Below are 17663 nucleotides of genomic sequence, written 5' to 3'. Positions count from 1 at the left end.
CACACAAGAGAATGTATCTCCTGCTGAAGGTTCGCTATTGTATAGAAACTTATTTGGAAATTCCAGTACTTTTCACATCAACCTTTAAATTTACCTTCAAAGGCCAGTTTGACGAGGGCTTCGCGTGGGCTTGGGGCTTCTTTGGCTTGCAATCCTTCTGGCAAAATCGACTTGTCACCAATCTTTCCTACCGCTACTGCGGCTTCGATGGCGTAGTTTTCCGGCACACCCAGCACGCTGCGGGTCAGTTCCTTGTCGAAGCCGGCCATGCCATGTGCATGCCAGCCAGACAGGCTTGCCTGCAACGCCAGATAGGCCCATGCAGCACCGGCATCGAACGAATGGGTTGGCGCGGCAACTTCTGCTGCGGCACCTGGCGGCAGGAAAGTTTTCTTCGACAACACAATGATCAGCACCGACGCGTTCTGCGCCCAGCTGCGGTTGAATTCATTCAACAGACCAAGCAAAGCATCCCAATGCGGTGTGCCGCGACGTGCAAACACGAAACGCCATGGCTGTGCGTTATACGAAGAAGGCGCCCAACGGGCGGCTTCGATAAAACTCAACACGGTTTCTTCCGAAATATCGGCCCCGGTGTACGCACGTGGCGACCAGCGATTCAGAAATTGTGGATCGACGGGAAATTCGGCGACGCGGAAATTCGATTGCGACATGGTTGCTCCTGATGAGTTGATGTAGCGAGACCGGCATATTATCAGGAGTTTTCCGGCCTTGCTGACGCGCGCCGGATCGCTGCCGGCATGACGCCGGTTTCCACATTGCAGCAGAAATAACGGCAGCGACAGCAGCTTGTTGCAGGCCATCGGCGACAATCCTGACAGCCATAAAAAAACCCGCGAAACTTGCGCTTCGCGGGTTAAATCCAATTCTCGGGGGTGATGAATTGGAGAGGGAGGAGACCCAAGATACCGCCCCCTCCTGCTCCGCACTACCGCTTTTACATGCTGTAACATCCGTTACGACGCTGACCGCAAGCTGACATGCTTCACCGCCCTTTTTACTGCTGCTTATTTGCCAATACAGAAGCGCGAGAAGATGACGCCCAGCAAATCATCGGGCGTGAATTTTCCGGTGATGCTGCTCAAGCGTTCCTGCGCCAGCCGCAGTTCTTCCGCAAACAGATCGAGTGCCTTGTCGCTGGCCTGACCGTCCATCGCGGCGTGTTGCGCCGCGCTGTCCAGATATTCCCGCGCCGCTTTCAGCGCCAGCAAATGCCGCTCTCGCGCCAGATAGCGCGATTCCACGGTTTGCTCCCAACCGGCAATGCGCAGCAATTCGGCACGCAGCAAATCAATGCCGAGACGGTCGGTGGCTGACAGATAAATATGAATCGCGTCGGGCAACTGATCGACTGCCGGTTTGTGTCCTGAACGATCAATCTTGTTCCAGACCCGGATCACCGGAACATTGTCGGGAAAGCGGCTGGTAATTTTTTCATCTTCCAGCGTCGGACCGCGATCGGCATCGAGCATGTGCAAGATGACATCGGCCTTGGCCACTTCGGCCCAGGTGCGCTGAATGCCGATGCGCTCAACTTCATCGGGGCCAGTGCCGTCTTCGCCGTCTTCGCGGATACCGGCGGTGTCGATGATATTGAGCGGCATGCCCTCGATCTGAATCGTCTCGGTGACCTTGTCGCGCGTGGTGCCGGCAATCGGCGTCACGATTGCCACGTCGGCGCCGGCCAGCACGTTGAGCAGCGATGACTTGCCGACGTTCGGTTGCCCTGCCAACACGACATTGAGGCCGTCACGCAACAATGCGCCCTGCGCCGCATGGGCAAACACTTCATCCAGCGTGGCGCGGATTGCCGCCAATTGACCGCGGGCATTCGACTGTTCGAGGAAATCGATTTCTTCTTCCGGGAAATCCAGCGTGGCTTCGACCAGCATGCGCAAGTTGGTGACTTTCTCGACCAGCTCGTGGATGACTTTGGAAAATGCGCCGGACAACGACTCCGATGCGGATTTCGCGGCCGCTTCGGTGGAGGCTTCAATCAGATCGGCAACGGCTTCTGCCTGCGCCAGATCCAGCTTGTCATTCAAGAATGCACGCTGAGTAAATTCACCGGGTTCCGCCAGACGCAAGCCGATCTCTGCGCCGGCCTCGATACAGCGCGCCAGCAACATTTGCATCACCACCGGACCGCCGTGCCCCTGCAACTCCAGCACGTCTTCACCGGTATAGGAATGCGGCGCCTTGAAGTAAATCGCCAGGCCCTGATCGATCACGCTGCCATCATCGCGCAGAAACGGCAGGTAAGTCGCATGGCGCGGCGTCAGGGCCGCCTCGCCCTTGGCGCAGACCGCCTGAATCACCGGCCACAGATTTTTGCCGGAAAGACGAACGACGCCGATACCGCCACGCCCGGGAGCGGTGGCAACTGCTGCTATGGGAGATGAATCAAGTGTCATGTTGCGCTGAAATCTATGAAAACCGACCCGGATGGGTACAGGCGAAAAAAAAAGCCCGTGGAAATCATGCCACGGGCTTTCGAGACAAACAAGAAAGAATTACTTCTTGCCGGCCTCCATTTTTTTGGTAATCACCCACTGCTGCGCAATCGACAGCACGTTATTGACTACCCAGTACAGCACCAGACCGGACGGGAAGAAGAAGAACATGACCGAAAACACGATTGGCATGAACATCATCACCTTGGCCTGGACCGGGTCCGGCGGCGTCGGGTTCAGCTTGGTCTGGATGAACATCGAGATGGCCATGATGACCGGCAGGATGTAGAACGGATCAGGTGCGGCCAGATCGTGAATCCATCCCAGCCACGGTGCGTTGCGCATTTCGACGCTGGCCAGCAATACCCAGTACAGCGAAATGAAGACCGGAATCTGAATCACGATCGGCAGACAGCCACCGAGCGGATTGATTTTTTCGGTCTTGTACAAGGTCATCATTTCCTTGTTCATCGCTTGCGGGTCGCCCTTGTGACGCTCGCGAATTGCCTGCATCTTCGGCGTGACCGCCTTCATCTTGGCCATGCTGCGATAGCTGGCGGCCGACAGCGGGAAGAACACCAGCTTGATCAGCACGGTCAGCAGGATGATGGTCCAGCCCCAGTTGCCTACCAGTGCGTGGATATGCGTCATCAGCCAGAAGATCGGCTTGGCGATGATGGTCAGCCAGCCATAGTCCTTGACCAGTTCCAGGCCGGGTGCGGTCTTTTCCAGCACTGCCGATTCTTGCGGACCGGAGTACAGCTTGGCGTCCATCGTGGTGCTGGCGCCGGGAGCAATCGTGCCCAGCGGCAGGATGGTGCCGACTGCGTACAGATTGGTCGCGACCTTCTTGGTGAAGATGTCACGCGGAGCGCTGGCCGGCGGAATGAATGCCGACACGAAATAATGCTGCACCAGTGCGATCCAGCCGTTGTCGGCCTTGTTCGCGTGCTGTTCCTTGCCTTCTTCGATCTTCTCGAAGGTCAGTTTCTGGAATTTTTCAGCATCGGTATACACCGCAGGACCGGTGAAGGTGCTGTAGAAATGCGATTCGCCGCCCGGCTTGCTGCCGTCGCGCAGCAATTGCAGGTACAGCGATGGCGCAATCGGTGCTGCGCTGTCGTTGGTGATCGTATGCTTGAGGTCGATCACATAGTCGCTGCGCTTGAAGGTGTAGGTCTTGGTCAGCTTGACGCCGTTTTCCTGCGACTCCAGCACCAGTTGCACGTCATTGCCGTTGTCCAGCGCACGGGCGCCCGGCCTGGCAGTGAAAATCGACTTGTGGTTCGGGAACGGACCACCGATCAGACCGGATTCAGCCAGATAGGTATGGCCGGAGCCGGAATCGAACAACACCAGATTCTTGGTCGGGTCGACAGTGTCGCGATGCTTGAGCAATTCCAGACGCTTGAGCTCACCGCCGACGGTATCGATATCAGCCTTGACCACATCGGTGGTGATGGTGATCGTCTCGCCTTTGGCGACTGGCGCGCCTGCAACTTCAGTGGCCGAAGGTGCAGCACCGGCAACCTGCGGCACCGCCGTCGTCGCTGGCGCACTGCCTGCTGCCGCAGCCGCGGGCTGGACCGGAGTCGCCGTCGGAAAAAACATGGACGGGTTGCCGTTATGACGGTTCCAGCCATCCCACAGCAGAAGCAGGGAGAAGGAGAACACAACCCACAGGACGGTACGTTTGATATCCATAAGAGTATTGACCAATAATTCAGGAGTGGCTGCAACCGTCAGCGGTTACAGAGGAAGATGGAGAAGCCGGAGGAGCAGGAACGAGGTCGAGTCCGCCAGGATGCCAGGGATGACATTTGCACAGCCGCTTGCCGGCCAGCAAACTGCCTTTCCATGCGCCGTGCGAACGGATTGCCTCGGCGGCGTAATCCGAACAGCTTGGATAGAAACGGCAGTTCTGCCCGAGAAACGGGCTGACTCCCAGCTTGTAGGCGCGTAACAGCAGGAGTAAAGGCGTTTTCATCACTTATTTCCTGGCAAACGCTGTCGCGTTCAGCAAAAATGCGAACAACTGAGTCAGTTCCTCGCGTAATTCCGCTTTCAACTTGGCGGTCGTTGCAGGTCCGCTCTTGCTGTTGACGGGCCTCGACAAGCGCACGATACAGTCGACCTGCGGCAAAGCCGCCTGCCGGAACAATTCCCGCGTGACACGCTTGATCGTATTGCGAGTAACCGCACGCGGCGCCATGCGCTTGGCTGCAACTACCCCCAGACGGGCGCACGCTAATTCGTTGTGACGCGCGTACAGCACAAAATGCGCAGTACGAAACACCGGTCGCAAACGAAAAACGGATGAAAACTCATCCGTTTTAACGATTCTCTGATCGCGTGAGTAGAGATGTGAATGATCGCCTGTCACGCAAACAGCAGCGCACTGGTATGGATCAAGCTGCCAGACGCTTGCGGCCCTTGGCGCGGCGCGCATTGATCACGGCGCGACCGCCACGGGTTGCCATGCGTGCGCGGAAACCGTGAGTACGCTTACGACGCACGACGGAAGGTTGGTAAGTACGTTTCATTATGGACTCGCTAATCAGCAAAAATAAATCGGAACCACCGAAACTCCGTTGCCCGCGCCTGATATCGCCGCGGCTGCATGCCTTGGCTGTATGTGCTTTGCTCTCATGCGACGTCTTACTTCAAGACGTTTTCAGGAGCCGAAGCCCCCAGGTTGCAGCGCTCGCGCAATTCAACGGATGGTGAACCCTGAATTAGACTGCATTTTTCACTTGCTTGTCAATGACTTATCTTGCCCGGAGCCTGCCGGACTACCCCGTCCGATCCGATCTGGCCGCCTGCCTTCGGGCCCGCTTCATTCGAGATATTGCCCGAAATAAATATCAATGCAACAACTAAATAAATGCCGATACCGCGTTGCCGGCGTTGCAAATGGGTCACAGCAAATGCGCAGATCAATACTTACCTCACAACAACAATTTTGCATTGATCAATGTCAAGCGGCGTCATCAACAATCAGACCGGACGTCAACCGAGCACTGCATTCGCGCATTGAAAGCACATCATCAGGAACCTGCCGGATCCGGCTTTCGCGTGCAAAATCAAGCGTGATTGCAACGATTTTTCACAGCAGATTTTTGAAAGAAAAAATTTTCACGGTTCAGCAAAATTTGATTCATCGGCGTATGCTTGATGGAAACGCAGTTGGTAGTCCCGAAACGCACGTATTCAATTGGTCGTCTTATTGAAGTTACGGAGGTGATATGGATATCTACAGCAGCTTTGCGAGTCGCTTCGACAAAACCAGAGAAGAAGAATTTTCGCTTGAAGAGTATCTGGAGCTTTGCAAGAACGATCCCGCCGTCTATGCATCGGCGGCAGAACGCATGCTGATGGCGATCGGGGAACCGGAGAAACTCGATACCCGGGAAGATCCGCGACTGTCCCGCCTGTTTGCCAATAAAGTCATCAAGGTTTATCCCGCCTTCAAGGAATTCTACGGCGCCGAAGAAGTGATCGAACAAGTGGTCGCTTATTTCCGCCATGCCGCACAAGGCCTGGAAGAAAAGAAACAGATCCTGTATCTGCTCGGTCCGGTCGGCGGCGGTAAATCATCGATTGCCGAACGCCTCAAACAATTGATGGAGCGCGTGCCGTTCTATTCCATCAAAGGTTCGCCGGTCAATGAATCGCCACTCGGTTTGTTCGATTATGAAGAAGACGGACAGATACTCGAAGAGCAATTCGGTATTCCGCGCCGCTTCCTGAAATCGATACTGAGTCCGTGGGCCGTCAAGCGGCTGCATGAATTCAACGGCGATATCCGCCAGTTCCGCGTCGTCAAACGTTATCCGTCGATCTTGCGGCAAATCGCCATTTCCAAGACCGAGCCGGGCGACGAAAACAATCAGGATATTTCGACCCTGGTCGGCAAGGTCGATATCCGCAAGCTGGAACAATACTCGCAGGACGACGCCGATGCCTATAGCTACTCCGGCGGCCTGTGCCTGTCGAATCAGGGCTTGCTGGAATTTGTCGAAATGTTCAAGGCCCCGATCAAGGTCTTGCATCCGCTGCTGACCGCAACGCAGGAAGGCAATTTCAAAGGCACCGAAGGGTTCGGCGCGATTCCGTTCGACGGCGTCATCCTGGCCCACTCCAACGAATCGGAATGGAAAGCCTTCCGCAACAACAAGAACAATGAAGCGCTGCTGGACCGGATCTATATCGTCAAGGTGCCGTATTGCCTGCGCGTATCGGAAGAGATCAAGATTTACGAAAAGCTGATCCGCTCCTCCTCGCTGACCAAGGCCACTTGCGCTCCGGGTACCTTGAAGATGATGGCCCAGTTCTCAGTACTGACCCGCCTCGGCGAACCCGAAAACTCCAGCCTGATTTCCAAGATGCAGGTGTATGACGGCGAAAACCTCAAAGACACCGATCCCAAGGCCAAGTCGTATCAGGAATACCGCGACTATGCCGGCGTCGATGAAGGCATGACGGGCATTTCGACCCGCTTCGCATTCAAGATACTGTCGCGCGTATTCAACTTCGACTCGACCGAACTGGCCGCCAACCCGGTCCATCTGATGTATGTACTGGAACAGCAGATCGAGCGCGAGCAATTCCCACCCGAACAAGAACAAAAATATCTGTCGTTCGTCAAGGATACGCTGGCCACCCGTTACGCCGAATTCATCGGCAAGGAAATCCAGACCGCGTATCTGGAGTCGTATTCGGAATACGGGCAAAACGTATTCGACCGTTATGTCACGTATGCCGATTTCTGGATACAGGATCAGGAATTCCGCGACCACGACACCGGCGAGAGCTTTGACCGGGCCGCCCTGAATGCCGAACTGGAAAAGATCGAAAAGCCGGCCGGCATCAGCAACCCCAAGGACTTCCGCAACGAGATCGTCAATTTTGTGCTGCGCGCACGCGTCAACAACGGCGGCAAGAATCCGTTGTGGACCAGCTACGAAAAATTGCGCGTGGTGATCGAGAAGAAGATGTTCTCGAATACCGAGGATCTGTTGCCGGTCATTTCCTTCAATGCCAAGGGTTCCACCGAGGAGATGCAAAAACACGAGGACTTCGTCAATCGCATGGTGAGTAAAGGCTATACGCCGAAGCAGGTACGCCTGCTGTGCGAATGGTATTTGCGCGTACGCAAGTCTTCTTGAGACCGGTACGACTGAACGGGCTGCCAATAACAACGCCTCACAGGCAGCCCTCCCGGCGTATCACCAGCAGGAGAACGGACTGTGCTGCATCAGATAATCGACCGTAGGCTGGCTGGCAAAAATAAAAGCATCGCCAATCGGGAGCGCTTCTTGCGGCGCTTCCGCAGCGATATCCGTCGTTCCGTTACCGAGGCGGTACGCGACCGCAGCATCAAGGAAATCGAAAACGCCAAGAGCATCAGCATTCCGCGCAAGGATATTTCGGAGCCGGCATTTCATCATGGCCGCGGCGGCCGGCGCGAGGCGGTCCATCCCGGCAATGAAGATTATCTGCAAGGCGACCGCATCCCGCGCAACAGCGGCGGCTCCGGCGGCGGTGGCAGCAGCGCCAGCAATGACGGCGAAGGCACCGACGATTTCGTGTTTCAGCTCACGCGCGAAGAATTCATGCAGTACTTCTTCGAAGATCTGGAATTGCCGCGTCTGATTCAAACCAATCTGATGAGCATTCCCAACTGGAAGAACATGCGCGCCGGCTATTCGGTCGATGGTTCTCCCAACAATATCGATATCGTGCGTTCGCTGCGCAGTTCGCTGGGACGCCGTATCGCACTCGGCTCGCCGCTGGTGGCCAGGCTGCGGGAACTGGAAGCGGAACTGATCGAACTGAATCGCGATCCGAATGAGCGGCTGCGGGAAATCCGCGAACTGGAAGATGAGATTCATCATCTCAAAGGCCGCATCTGGCGCATTCCATTCATTGATCCGTTTGACCTGCGCTACGTCAACCGCATCCGGCAGCCGCAACCATCGAGCCGTGCCGTGATGTTTTGCGTGATGGACGTATCAGGGTCGATGGATGAGCAACGCAAGGATTTGTCGAAGCGCTTTTTCATCCTGCTCTATCTGTTCCTGACCCGCAACTACGAACATATTGAAGTGGTTTTCATCCGCCACCACACACGGGCGGATGAAGTCGATGAAGAAACTTTTTTCCACTCACAGGAAAGCGGCGGCACGGTGGTTTCCAGCGCGCTGGAACTGATGCAGAAGATCATCGAAGAACGTTATCCCTCCAACGAATGGAATATCTACGGCGCCCAGGCTTCGGATGGTGACAACTGGAATGACGACTCGCCCAAATGCCGCGCCATTCTGGAACAGAGCATCTTGCCGCTGTCGCGCTATTTCGCCTACATCCAGGTGGCCGAGCCGGAGCAGAATCTGTGGACGGAATACGCTCAGCTGTTATCAGGCCATCCGCACTTCGCGATGAAGAAGGTGCAGTCGGCGGCCGAAATCTATCCTGTATTCCGGGAATTGTTTGAGAAACAGGTGAACACATGAATACCCGCATGAACATCCGACATGATCCGCTGCCCTGCCCGTCGGACTGGAGCTTCGAGCTGATCGAACGCTACAACACCGAAATCGCCCGCGTGGCGGAAGGCTACCAGCTGGATATTTATCCGATTCAGCTGGAAATCATTACCGCCGAACAAATGATGGATGCCTACGCCTCTTCCGGCATGCCGGTGAATTACCGGCACTGGTCGTTCGGCAAACATTTTCTGGCCACCGAGCGCGATTACAAACGCGGTCAGATGGGACTGGCTTACGAAATCGTGATCAACTCCAATCCCTGCATCGCGTATCTGATGGAAGAAAACACGATGACCATGCAGGCGCTGGTGATCGCCCATGCCGCCTATGGTCACAATTCGTTTTTCAAGGGCAATTACCTGTTCCAGTTGTGGACTGACGCCAGCGCCATTGTCGACTACCTGGTGTATGCCAAGAGTTACATTGCCGAATGTGAAGAACGTCACGGCTTTGACCGTGTTGAAGAATTGCTCGATTCCTGCCATGCCCTGATGAGCTACGGCGTTGATCGCTATAAACGGCCGCAACGCAAATCGCTGGCGCAGGAGCAGGCCAAGGCCCACGAGCGCGAGCAATACATGCAGTCGCAAATCAATGAGTTGTGGCGCACGCTGCCGGCGAAAAAAGAAACTGCGGCCACCCAGAGCGAGGAACGCTATCCGCCCGAACCGCAGGAAAATCTGCTTTATTTCGCTGAAAAGAATGCCCCGCTGCTGGAGCCGTGGGAGCGCGAAGTGATTCGTATCGTGCGCAAGATCGGCCAGTATTTTTATCCGCAGCGGCAAACCCAGGTGATGAATGAAGGCTGGGCTACCTTCTGGCACTACACGCTGCTCAATACGCTGTACGATCAAGGCAAGCTCACTGATGGCTTCATGATGCAGTTCCTGCACTCGCACAGCAATGTGGTGTTCCAGCCGCCGATCAGCAAACCGTATTACAACGGCATCAATCCTTACGCCCTCGGTTTTTCGATGATGAGCGACATTCGTCGCATCTGCGAACACCCGACCGATGAAGATCGCGCCTGGTTCCCCGACATGGCCGGCAGCAACTGGCTGGACACTATGCAATACGTGATGCGCAACTTCAAGGACGAAAGCTTCGTGGCGCAATATCTGTCGCCGAAAATGATGCGCGACATGCGCATGTTTGCTGTTCTCGATGATGAAAGCCGCAGCGAACTGGAAGTGTCCGCAATCCATAACGACAGCGGTTATCAATACGTACGTCAGGCGCTGTCGCGGCAATACGATATCAATCACCGCGAACCGAATATTCAGGTGTGGTCGGTCAATACCCGTGGCAATCGCAGCCTGACGCTGCGCCATTTCCGCAGCGACGGCCGCTCGCTCGGCGACAGTACCAACGAGGTGTTGCGGCACATGGCGCGCCTGTGGCAGTTCGACGTTTATCTGGAAAGTGTGGATGACAACGGCTATATTGTGCAGCGTTACGAATGCATCAGCGAGAACCGCTACGTGCTGCGTTCGTAATCCCGATCTGCCGCTGACCTGAGGAGTACCTGCACATGCCATCCCTGACCGGGCCCGTTTCCGACTTGCTGTCGATACCGCTGTTTCCGCTCGGTACCGTGCTGTTTCCGGATGGCAGTCTGCCGTTGCAGATTTTCGAAGTACGCTATCTCGACATGATCCAGCGCTGCATCGATAACGGCAGCATGTTCGGGGTGGTCGCCTTGACCGCCGGCAGTGAAGTGCGCAAGCCGGGTCATACCGAAACCTTCGCCGCGGTCGGCACCCTTGCCAACATCAATGAATGGTCAGCGCCGATCAATGGCTTGCTGAAAGTAGCCTGCAGCGGCGCCAGCCGCTTTCGCATTGTCTCCAGCGAGCAAATGAAACACGGTCTGTGGATGGCCAGCGTGGCAACGCTGGCCGACGATCTGTCGGTAGCGGTGCCGGACGAACTGCAAAATACCGTCAATGCACTGGCGAATCTGCTGTCGACCTTGCGCAATCAGGATATTCCGGACAGCGAAATTCCGATTGCCGCGCCCTATCGCCTCAATGATTGCGGCTGGGTCGCCAACCGCTGGAGCGAGTTGCTGCCGATGGCCATCCGGCAAAAACAGGATTTGCTGGCACTCGACAATCCGGTACTGCGACTGGAGCTGATTCAAGACATGCTGGAACAGCGCAATCTGATTTGATCCGTTCAGGTCGCCAACATACCGCTTTCCGCCAGCAATGCAGTCAGGCCCGACCAGAAAATCTGGATCCCGATGCACAACAAAATGAAGGCCGACAGCCGCAGCACCACCATGGCCCCGAGCCGGCCCAGCAAGGCCACGAATTTATTGGCCGACCGATACGACAGGTAAATCGCAAACGCGGTCAGCGCCGATCCCAGCGCCGCACTGCCAATCGACATGACCCAATCCACCAGCCGTGCCGGCGTATTTGCACCGAGCGTGATGGAGGCGGCAATCGCGCCCGGCCCCACCGTCAAGGGGAAACTGATCGGATAAAAACTGCGGGCCTTGAATTCGTCGTCGGATAACTCGTCATAGGATTTGGCGACCTGGGTCGGGATCGATGCGTCCTGCCCCGAGTCACTGAGCAGACGCCAGCCGGAAATCGCCACCAGAATGCCGCCGCCAACCCGCACAATCGGCAATGAAATGCCGAAGAACGCCAGCACATGGGAGCCGATGAAGATCGCACCGACCAGCATGAACCAGCAATTGATGGCCACCTGGCGTGCTACCCGATTTTCCACCTGACGACTGACATTGCCGAGCAAATTGGCAAATACCGGTGCGATTCCCAGCGGATTCAGGATGGGCAACAAGGTGATCGGGATCAGCAGTACCGCTTTGAGGAAAATAATCAGCATTTGTCAGCTATCCGGCGCGTGAGGAATCGGCCGGATCAGCTGCAGATGCTACCGGACTCAGCCGTAGCGTAATCCACTCGCGCCCTCAAATCAAACAGCAATCGCTTTTTCCGGTGATTCCGGGGCGTTTTCCTTGCGCGCCGAGCGCCGCAGCAAGAAAATCACGATGGCAAAGTTGAGCAAGTTCCACAAAATTCCGTTGATGAAGGCCGCGTGATAAGAGCCGGTCATGTCGAATACCTTGCCCGACATCCAGCCACCGAGCGCCATGCCCAGCATGGTGCACATGATGACCGAGCCAACCCGGCTGCCGGCTTCGGCGGCGGGAAAATGCTCGCGCACGATAATCGCATAGGACGGCACGATACCGCCCTGAAACAGGCCGAACAGTGCGGAAATCACATACAGCGATACCAGACCATCAAACGGTAAAAACAACAACAAGGCCACGCCTTGCAATACCGAACCCAGCAACAAGGTCCGCAAACCGCCGATACGGTCGCAAATGACACCGGAAACCAGCCGGCTGACGATCCCGCAAGCCAGCATCAGCGACAGCATCTGCGCCCCGCGCGCGGCGCCATAACCGAGATCACCGCAATAGGCAACGATATGCACCTGCGGCATGGCCATCGCCACACAGCAGGCGACGCCGGCCACACACAGCAACAGTTGCGCCTTGGTCAACGACAGGCCGAATGGCAGCCGTGACGCTTGCACCTTGCCATTGCTGACATGCGCCGTGACGGCCGGCGGCCGCTGGCGCATCAGCAATGCCAGACCACCCATGACCAGAAATCCGCACATCCCCAGACCAATATAGGTCTGACGCCAGCCGACGGTTTCCACGAAATGCTGGACAATCGGCGGCCAGATGGCACCACCCAGATAATTGCCGCTGGCGCACACGGCCACCGCAATGCCACGCCGGCGCACAAACCACAACGAGGTATCGGCAATCAGCGGCGAGAAGGTCGCCGAGCTGCCGCACAAGCCGATCAGAAAACCATGTGCCAGCGTGAAGGTGAGAATATTCGGCGCCAGTCCGGCAATCACAAACCCGGCACCGAGACTGACGGCGCCGATCAGCAATGGCACCATGACGCCAAAGCGGTCCGCCAGCTTGCCCATCAGCATGCCGCCGATACCGAAGCCGATCATCGTCAGCGTATAAGGAATCGAGGCCTCGCCGCGCGCAATGCCGAATTCGGCTTGCACCGCAGGCAAAACAACGGCCACGACATACATGCCGCTGGCGCCCACCACCATCAATACCAGGGTGATGAGAAGGCGGATAACGGCATAGCGGGAATCGGGTTCTGCGCGCGATTGCGCACCAAGTGAAGCTGTCACTGACGAGGTCTCCGTCTCATTGAATTATTGTATGGTTGCTGGTCATCGCCGAGCATGACAAGCACGGTTCAGACAACGCCGGTTAGCGTAACACGAGACGCCTGCAGGTGCAGGCGAGCCAACATGACGATCAGAAAGGGGGATATATCAGAGGAAAACTGCAGATAACAAACGGCCCGCACGACAGAGGGAAAAATCAGATGCCGGCCGTATTGCGCGGCCACGATCAGACCAGGCGATAACCACTTTTCTCTTTTTTCCTGGCGATTTTTTGCAGCAACTGAAAACCCGCATCCTGATCGCTGACCATCGTCACGCGACCGCCGCCACGCGCCTGTGGCTTACCGATCCAGGTTTGCGTCACGATCCAGTCTCCGAGCAAATCCTGGGTCAGATCAGCACAGGCATCATCGGAAAAACGCAGGCGCATCGGCCCTGTTACAGGCAACATATGAGTCACATTGTCGGCAATATCGATCATGGTGAAAATCCAAAAAAATCAGGGTGATATTCAATTGTCTTGCAATTCCGGTGTTACAGATTCGGGGCCAGCCAACGCTCCACATCTTCCTTCGGCACACCACGCCGTTCGGCCATGTCGCTGACCTGATCGTCGCCGATCTTGCCGACCACGAAGTACTTTGATTCCGGATGCGCAAAATAGAAGCCCGATACCGATGCGCCAGGGAACATGGCATACGACTCGGTCACCATCATGCCGATTTCGTCGCACTGCATCACCTCGAACGCTTCTTTCTTGACAGTATGTTCGGGGCACGCAGGATACCCTGCCGCCGGACGAATTCCAACGTATTTTTCCTTGATCAGTTCGGCGCTGCTGAGCTGTTCCTGCGGTGCATAACCCCACAGGTCCTTGCGCACCCGCTCATGCAGATATTCGGCAAATGCCTCGGCCAGCCGGTCAGCCAACGCCTTGAGCATGATCGAGGAATAATCGTCATGCGCATCTTCAAAGCGTTTCTCGTATTTTTCAATCCCCAACCCCGAGGTCACCGCAAACATGCCGATATAGTCAGCAATGCCTGACTGCTTCGGCGCGATGAAGTCGGACAGGCACTGATTCGGACGTGCCACGCCATCGATCACCGGTTTGACGGTTTGCTGGCGCACGCCGTAATACGTCAGTGCCACCTTGGTACGAGTGTCGTCGGTATAGATTTCGATATCGTCATCATGCACGGTATTGGCCGGCAACAACGATACGATGCCATTGGCGGTCAGCCAGCGGCCATCGATGATTTTCTTGAGCAGCGCCTGCGCTTCTTCAAATACTTTGCTGGCAGCTTCGCCGACCACTTCATCGGTCAGGATCGCCGGGTACGGTCCGGCCAGATCCCAGGTCTGGAAGAACGGGCCCCAGTCGATGTAATTGGACAGCGTCGCCAGATCGACATTCTTGAACACCCGGCGGCCGATGAACTTCGGTTTGAGCGGGGCAAATTCCAGCGCTGTCTTGTTGTCACGCGCGGCCGCAATCGATACCAGCGGCACCGCCTTCTTGTTGGCGTGCTGTTCACGGATACGCACGTAATCGGCGTTGATATCGGCGACGTACTGATCTTTCTGTTCCGGCGTCAGCAGTGACTGCGCCACTGCAACCGCACGCGAGGCATCCGGCACATAGACCACCGGGCCATCGTAATTCGGTGCGATCTTGACCGCGGTATGCGCACGCGAAGTGGTGGCGCCACCAATCAGCAACGGCATCTTGAGGCCGCTGAAATACGGATCGCGCTGCATTTCCTTGGCCACGTAGGCCATTTCTTCCAGCGACGGCGTGATCAGACCGGACAAGCCGATGATGTCGGCATTCTCTTCCTTGGCCTTGGCCAGGATTTGCGAACACGGCACCATCACGCCCATGTTGACGACTTCGAAGTTATTACACTGCAACACCACCGACACGATGTTTTTGCCGATGTCATGCACGTCGCCCTTGACCGTGGCAATCACGATCTTGCCCTTGGGCTTGCTGGCAATGCCGGTTTCCTGTTCGTGCAGCCGCTTTTCTTCCTCGATGAACGGAATCAGATGCGCCACCGCCTGCTTCATGACGCGCGCCGACTTCACCACTTGCGGCAAAAACATCTTGCCCTGACCGAACAGGTCGCCGACGATGTTCATGCCGTCCATCAACGGACCTTCAATCACATGAATCGGACGGCCACCGTCACGCAGCAATTGCTGCCGCGCTTCTTCGGTATCTTCCACGATCCATTGCGTGATGCCATGCACGAGTGCATGCGCCAGACGCTTTTGCACGGTTTCGCCGCGCCATTCCAGCGTGGCTTCTTCCTTTTTATCGCCGGCCTTGAGCGTGGCGGCGATATCAATCATGCGTTCGGTGGCATCGGGGCGGCGATTGAGCACCACGTCTTCGACGCGTTCCTTCAACTCGACCGGCAAATCATCATAGACGCCGATCATGCCGGCGTTGACGATACCCATGGTCATGCCGGCTTTGATTGCGTGATACAGGAACACGGTGTGAATCGCTTCCCGCGCCGGATCATTGCCGCGGAAGCTGAAGCTGACGTTGGAGACGCCGCCGCTGATCTTGGCATACGGCAGATTCTGATGAATCCAGCGTGTCGCCTCGATGAAATCAACCGCGTAGTTATTATGTTCTTCGATACCGGTCGCGACCGCGAAAATGTTCGGATCGAAAATGATATCTTCGGGCGGAAAGCCGACCTTGTCGACCAGCAAGCGATAGGCGCGTTCGCAAATCTCGGTCTTGCGCTCGAAGGTATCGGCCTGACCGACTTCATCGAACGCCATCACGATCACTGCCGCGCCATAGCGACGGCACAACTTGGCTTCATGCAGGAATTTTTCCTCGCCCTCTTTCATCGAGATCGAGTTGACGATGGATTTTCCCTGCACGCATTTCAGGCCGGCTTCGATCACTGACCACTTGGACGAGTCGATCATGATCGGCACCCGCGCGATATCCGGTTCGGATGCGATCAGGTTGAGGAAGCGCGTCATGGCGGCGACCGAATCGAGCATCGCCTCATCCATGTTGATGTCGATGATCTGGGCGCCGTTTTCGACCTGCTGCCGCGCCACCGCCAGTGCCTCGTCGTACTGCTCGTTGAGGATCAGACGGGCAAACGCCTTGGAGCCGGTGACGTTGGTCCGCTCGCCGACGTTGACGTACAGCGACTGATCATTGATCGTGAACGGTTCCAGACCGGACAACCGCATTTCATGCGTCCCTTCCGGCACCTTGCGCGGGGCAATGCTGGCGACCGTCTCGGCAATCGCCTTGATATGCGGCGGCGTGGTGCCGCAGCAGCCGCCGGCGACGTTGACGAAGCCGCTTTCGGCGAATTCCTTGAGCAAGGCCGAAGTAACATCCGGCGTTTCATCGAAGCCAGTATCACTCATCGGATTGGGCAAACCCGCATTCGGATAAATACACACGAAGGTATCGGCGATCTTCGACAATTCTTCGGCATAGGGACGCATCAGCGCCGCACCGAGCGCGCAGTTCAAGCCGACCGTCAGTGGCCGCGCATGACGGATCGAATTCCAGAATGCCGGCACGGTCTGGCCGGACAGAATCCGTCCCGAGGCATCGGTCACGGTACCGGAAATCATGATCGGCAAACGCTTGCCTGATTCTTCGAAGAAGGTATCGAGCGCAAACAGGGCGGCCTTGCAATTGAGCGTATCGAAGATGGTTTCGACCAGCAGCACATCGGCGCCGCCTTCCACCAGCGCGCGCGTCTGTTCCAGATACGTGGTGACCAGTTGATCGAAAGAGACGTTACGCGCGGCGGGATCATTCACATCCGGCGAAATCGAGGCAGTCTTCGGGGTCGGTCCCAACGCGCCGGCGACAAAGCGCGGCTTGTCCGGCGTTGAATACTTGTCGCACGCGGCACGCGCCAACCGGGCCGACTGCACGTTCATCTCGTACACCAGATGCGCCATGTGATAGTCGTCCTGCGCCACGCCGGTCGCACCAAAGGTATTGGTTTCGATCAGATCGGCACCCGCCGCCAGGTATTGCTCGTGGATTTCCTGAATGATGTGCGGCTGCGTCAGCGACAGCAATTCATTGTTGCCCTTGACGAACAATTCCTTGCCCGGCACGCTGAAACCGGCAAACCGCTCGCCACGATAATCTTCCTCGGTCAGCTTGTATTGCTGAATCATGGTGCCCATCGCCCCGTCCAGAATCAGGATGCGTTGCGACATCAGATCGCGCAACAGCAATTCGGCAGGGCAATAGTCGTTTGGCTTCATCAGGCGCTCTTTGAAAATACGGTGAAAACAATGCAAAAACCCGGATCGCGGACAAAGTACGGGTGCCGGGTTAAAAGTGTGGAAATTATACGCCAAACCCCTTAGTCTTATGCGTTTCAGAGACTGGCGAAAATGCTGCAAAAACGAC

Annotated in this window: 14 protein-coding genes; 4 read left to right on the top strand and 10 right to left on the bottom strand. The window is 56.4% G+C overall.

What is annotated here, in order from left to right:
* Nucleotides 1-77: 77 nt before the first annotated feature.
* The 6 genes from AKL27_RS17345 to rpmH all read right to left on the bottom strand — a co-directional run bounded on the left by AKL27_RS17345 (nt 78) and on the right by rpmH (nt 5017).
* On the bottom strand, nt 78-674 hold the full coding sequence (locus AKL27_RS17345) for a nitroreductase family protein (RefSeq protein ID WP_050464117.1): 597 nt from the start codon (nt 672-674) through the stop codon (nt 78-80).
* A gap of 354 nt (nt 675-1028) precedes the next feature.
* Nucleotides 1029-2435, bottom strand: coding sequence for a tRNA uridine-5-carboxymethylaminomethyl(34) synthesis GTPase MnmE (gene mnmE, locus AKL27_RS17340; protein WP_050464110.1), 1407 nt, complete (start codon nt 2433-2435; stop codon nt 1029-1031).
* Nucleotides 2436-2534: 99 nt separating this feature from the next.
* Complete coding sequence (gene yidC / locus AKL27_RS17335; protein ID WP_050464109.1) at nt 2535-4178, bottom strand: membrane protein insertase YidC; 1644 nt, start codon at nt 4176-4178, stop codon at nt 2535-2537.
* Nucleotides 4179-4197: 19 nt separating this feature from the next.
* Entirely contained in the window at nt 4198-4461 is a 264-nt protein-coding gene (yidD, locus tag AKL27_RS27250; RefSeq protein WP_083439120.1) for a membrane protein insertion efficiency factor YidD, read from the bottom strand.
* A 3-nt stretch (nt 4462-4464) separates the two neighbouring features.
* A complete protein-coding gene (rnpA, locus tag AKL27_RS17330; RefSeq protein ID WP_232311018.1) occupies nt 4465-4857 on the bottom strand; it encodes a ribonuclease P protein component in 393 nt (130 codons plus the stop codon).
* A gap of 25 nt (nt 4858-4882) precedes the next feature.
* Nucleotides 4883-5017 (bottom strand): 50S ribosomal protein L34, encoded by a 135-nt coding sequence (gene rpmH / locus AKL27_RS17325; protein ID WP_039784652.1) that lies wholly within the window; start codon nt 5015-5017, stop codon nt 4883-4885.
* A gap of 702 nt (nt 5018-5719) precedes the next feature.
* On the opposite strand from rpmH, the gene AKL27_RS17315 reads away from it, so the two are divergent.
* The 4 genes from AKL27_RS17315 to AKL27_RS17300 all read left to right on the top strand — a co-directional run bounded on the left by AKL27_RS17315 (nt 5720) and on the right by AKL27_RS17300 (nt 11198).
* Nucleotides 5720-7642 (top strand): PrkA family serine protein kinase, encoded by a 1923-nt coding sequence (locus tag AKL27_RS17315; RefSeq protein ID WP_050464106.1) that lies wholly within the window; start codon nt 5720-5722, stop codon nt 7640-7642.
* 81 nt (nt 7643-7723) lie between these two features.
* The gene (locus AKL27_RS17310) at nt 7724-8989 is read left to right on the top strand and encodes a YeaH/YhbH family protein (RefSeq protein WP_050464105.1); all 1266 of its coding nucleotides are present in this window, start codon (nt 7724-7726) and stop codon (nt 8987-8989) included.
* Nucleotides 8986-10521 carry a SpoVR family protein gene (locus tag AKL27_RS17305; protein WP_050464104.1) on the top strand — a complete coding sequence of 512 codons (1536 nt, stop codon included), beginning with the start codon at nt 8986-8988 and terminating at the stop codon, nt 10519-10521. The genes AKL27_RS17310 and AKL27_RS17305 overlap by 4 nt, the downstream gene beginning before the upstream one ends.
* 35 nt (nt 10522-10556) lie before the next feature.
* Nucleotides 10557-11198: an LON peptidase substrate-binding domain-containing protein gene (locus AKL27_RS17300; RefSeq protein WP_050464103.1), complete on the top strand. Its 642-nt coding sequence runs from the start codon at nt 10557-10559 to the stop codon at nt 11196-11198.
* Nucleotides 11199-11203: 5 nt separating this feature from the next.
* Here the strand turns inward: AKL27_RS17300 and AKL27_RS17295 are convergent, their stop codons facing one another.
* From AKL27_RS17295 to metH, 4 genes are all read right to left on the bottom strand, one after another.
* Nucleotides 11204-11884, bottom strand: coding sequence for a MarC family protein (locus AKL27_RS17295; protein ID WP_050464102.1), 681 nt, complete (start codon nt 11882-11884; stop codon nt 11204-11206).
* A gap of 90 nt (nt 11885-11974) precedes the next feature.
* Complete coding sequence (locus AKL27_RS17290) at nt 11975-13153, bottom strand: MFS transporter (RefSeq protein ID WP_083439121.1); 1179 nt, start codon at nt 13151-13153, stop codon at nt 11975-11977.
* Nucleotides 13154-13463: 310 nt separating this feature from the next.
* Complete coding sequence (locus tag AKL27_RS17285) at nt 13464-13688, bottom strand: hypothetical protein (RefSeq protein ID WP_232311017.1); 225 nt, start codon at nt 13686-13688, stop codon at nt 13464-13466.
* An 83-nt stretch (nt 13689-13771) separates the two neighbouring features.
* Entirely contained in the window at nt 13772-17515 is a 3744-nt protein-coding gene (gene metH / locus AKL27_RS17280) for a methionine synthase (RefSeq protein WP_050464099.1), read from the bottom strand.
* Between the last annotated feature and the right edge of the window lie 148 nt (nt 17516-17663).

This window comes from Herbaspirillum autotrophicum (assembly GCF_001189915.1).
Lineage (GTDB): Bacteria > Pseudomonadota > Gammaproteobacteria > Burkholderiales > Burkholderiaceae_D > Herbaspirillum > Herbaspirillum autotrophicum.
Note: the sequence above shows the minus strand (reverse complement) of the source record. Positions and strands in the feature narration are given on the sequence as shown.

Excerpts from the sequence above, each read along its gene's own strand:
- AKL27_RS17290 (WP_083439121.1), bottom strand. The coding sequence starts at position 13,153 with ATGGTGGTGGGCGCCAGCGGCATGTATGTCGTGGCCGTTGTTTTGCCT.
- AKL27_RS17305 (WP_050464104.1), top strand. The coding sequence starts at position 8,986 with ATGAATACCCGCATGAACATCCGACATGATCCGCTGCCCTGCCCGTCG.
- AKL27_RS17285 (WP_232311017.1), bottom strand. The coding sequence starts at position 13,688 with ATGTTGCCTGTAACAGGGCCGATGCGCCTGCGTTTTTCCGATGATGCC.
- yidC (WP_050464109.1), bottom strand. The coding sequence starts at position 4,178 with ATGGATATCAAACGTACCGTCCTGTGGGTTGTGTTCTCCTTCTCCCTG.
- AKL27_RS17315 (WP_050464106.1), top strand. The coding sequence starts at position 5,720 with ATGGATATCTACAGCAGCTTTGCGAGTCGCTTCGACAAAACCAGAGAA.
- AKL27_RS17300 (WP_050464103.1), top strand. The coding sequence starts at position 10,557 with ATGCCATCCCTGACCGGGCCCGTTTCCGACTTGCTGTCGATACCGCTG.
- metH (WP_050464099.1), bottom strand. The coding sequence starts at position 17,515 with ATGAAGCCAAACGACTATTGCCCTGCCGAATTGCTGTTGCGCGATCTG.
- AKL27_RS17345 (WP_050464117.1), bottom strand. The coding sequence starts at position 674 with ATGTCGCAATCGAATTTCCGCGTCGCCGAATTTCCCGTCGATCCACAA.
- yidD (WP_083439120.1), bottom strand. The coding sequence starts at position 4,461 with ATGAAAACGCCTTTACTCCTGCTGTTACGCGCCTACAAGCTGGGAGTC.
- rpmH (WP_039784652.1), bottom strand. The coding sequence starts at position 5,017 with ATGAAACGTACTTACCAACCTTCCGTCGTGCGTCGTAAGCGTACTCAC.
- mnmE (WP_050464110.1), bottom strand. The coding sequence starts at position 2,435 with ATGACACTTGATTCATCTCCCATAGCAGCAGTTGCCACCGCTCCCGGG.
- AKL27_RS17295 (WP_050464102.1), bottom strand. The coding sequence starts at position 11,884 with ATGCTGATTATTTTCCTCAAAGCGGTACTGCTGATCCCGATCACCTTG.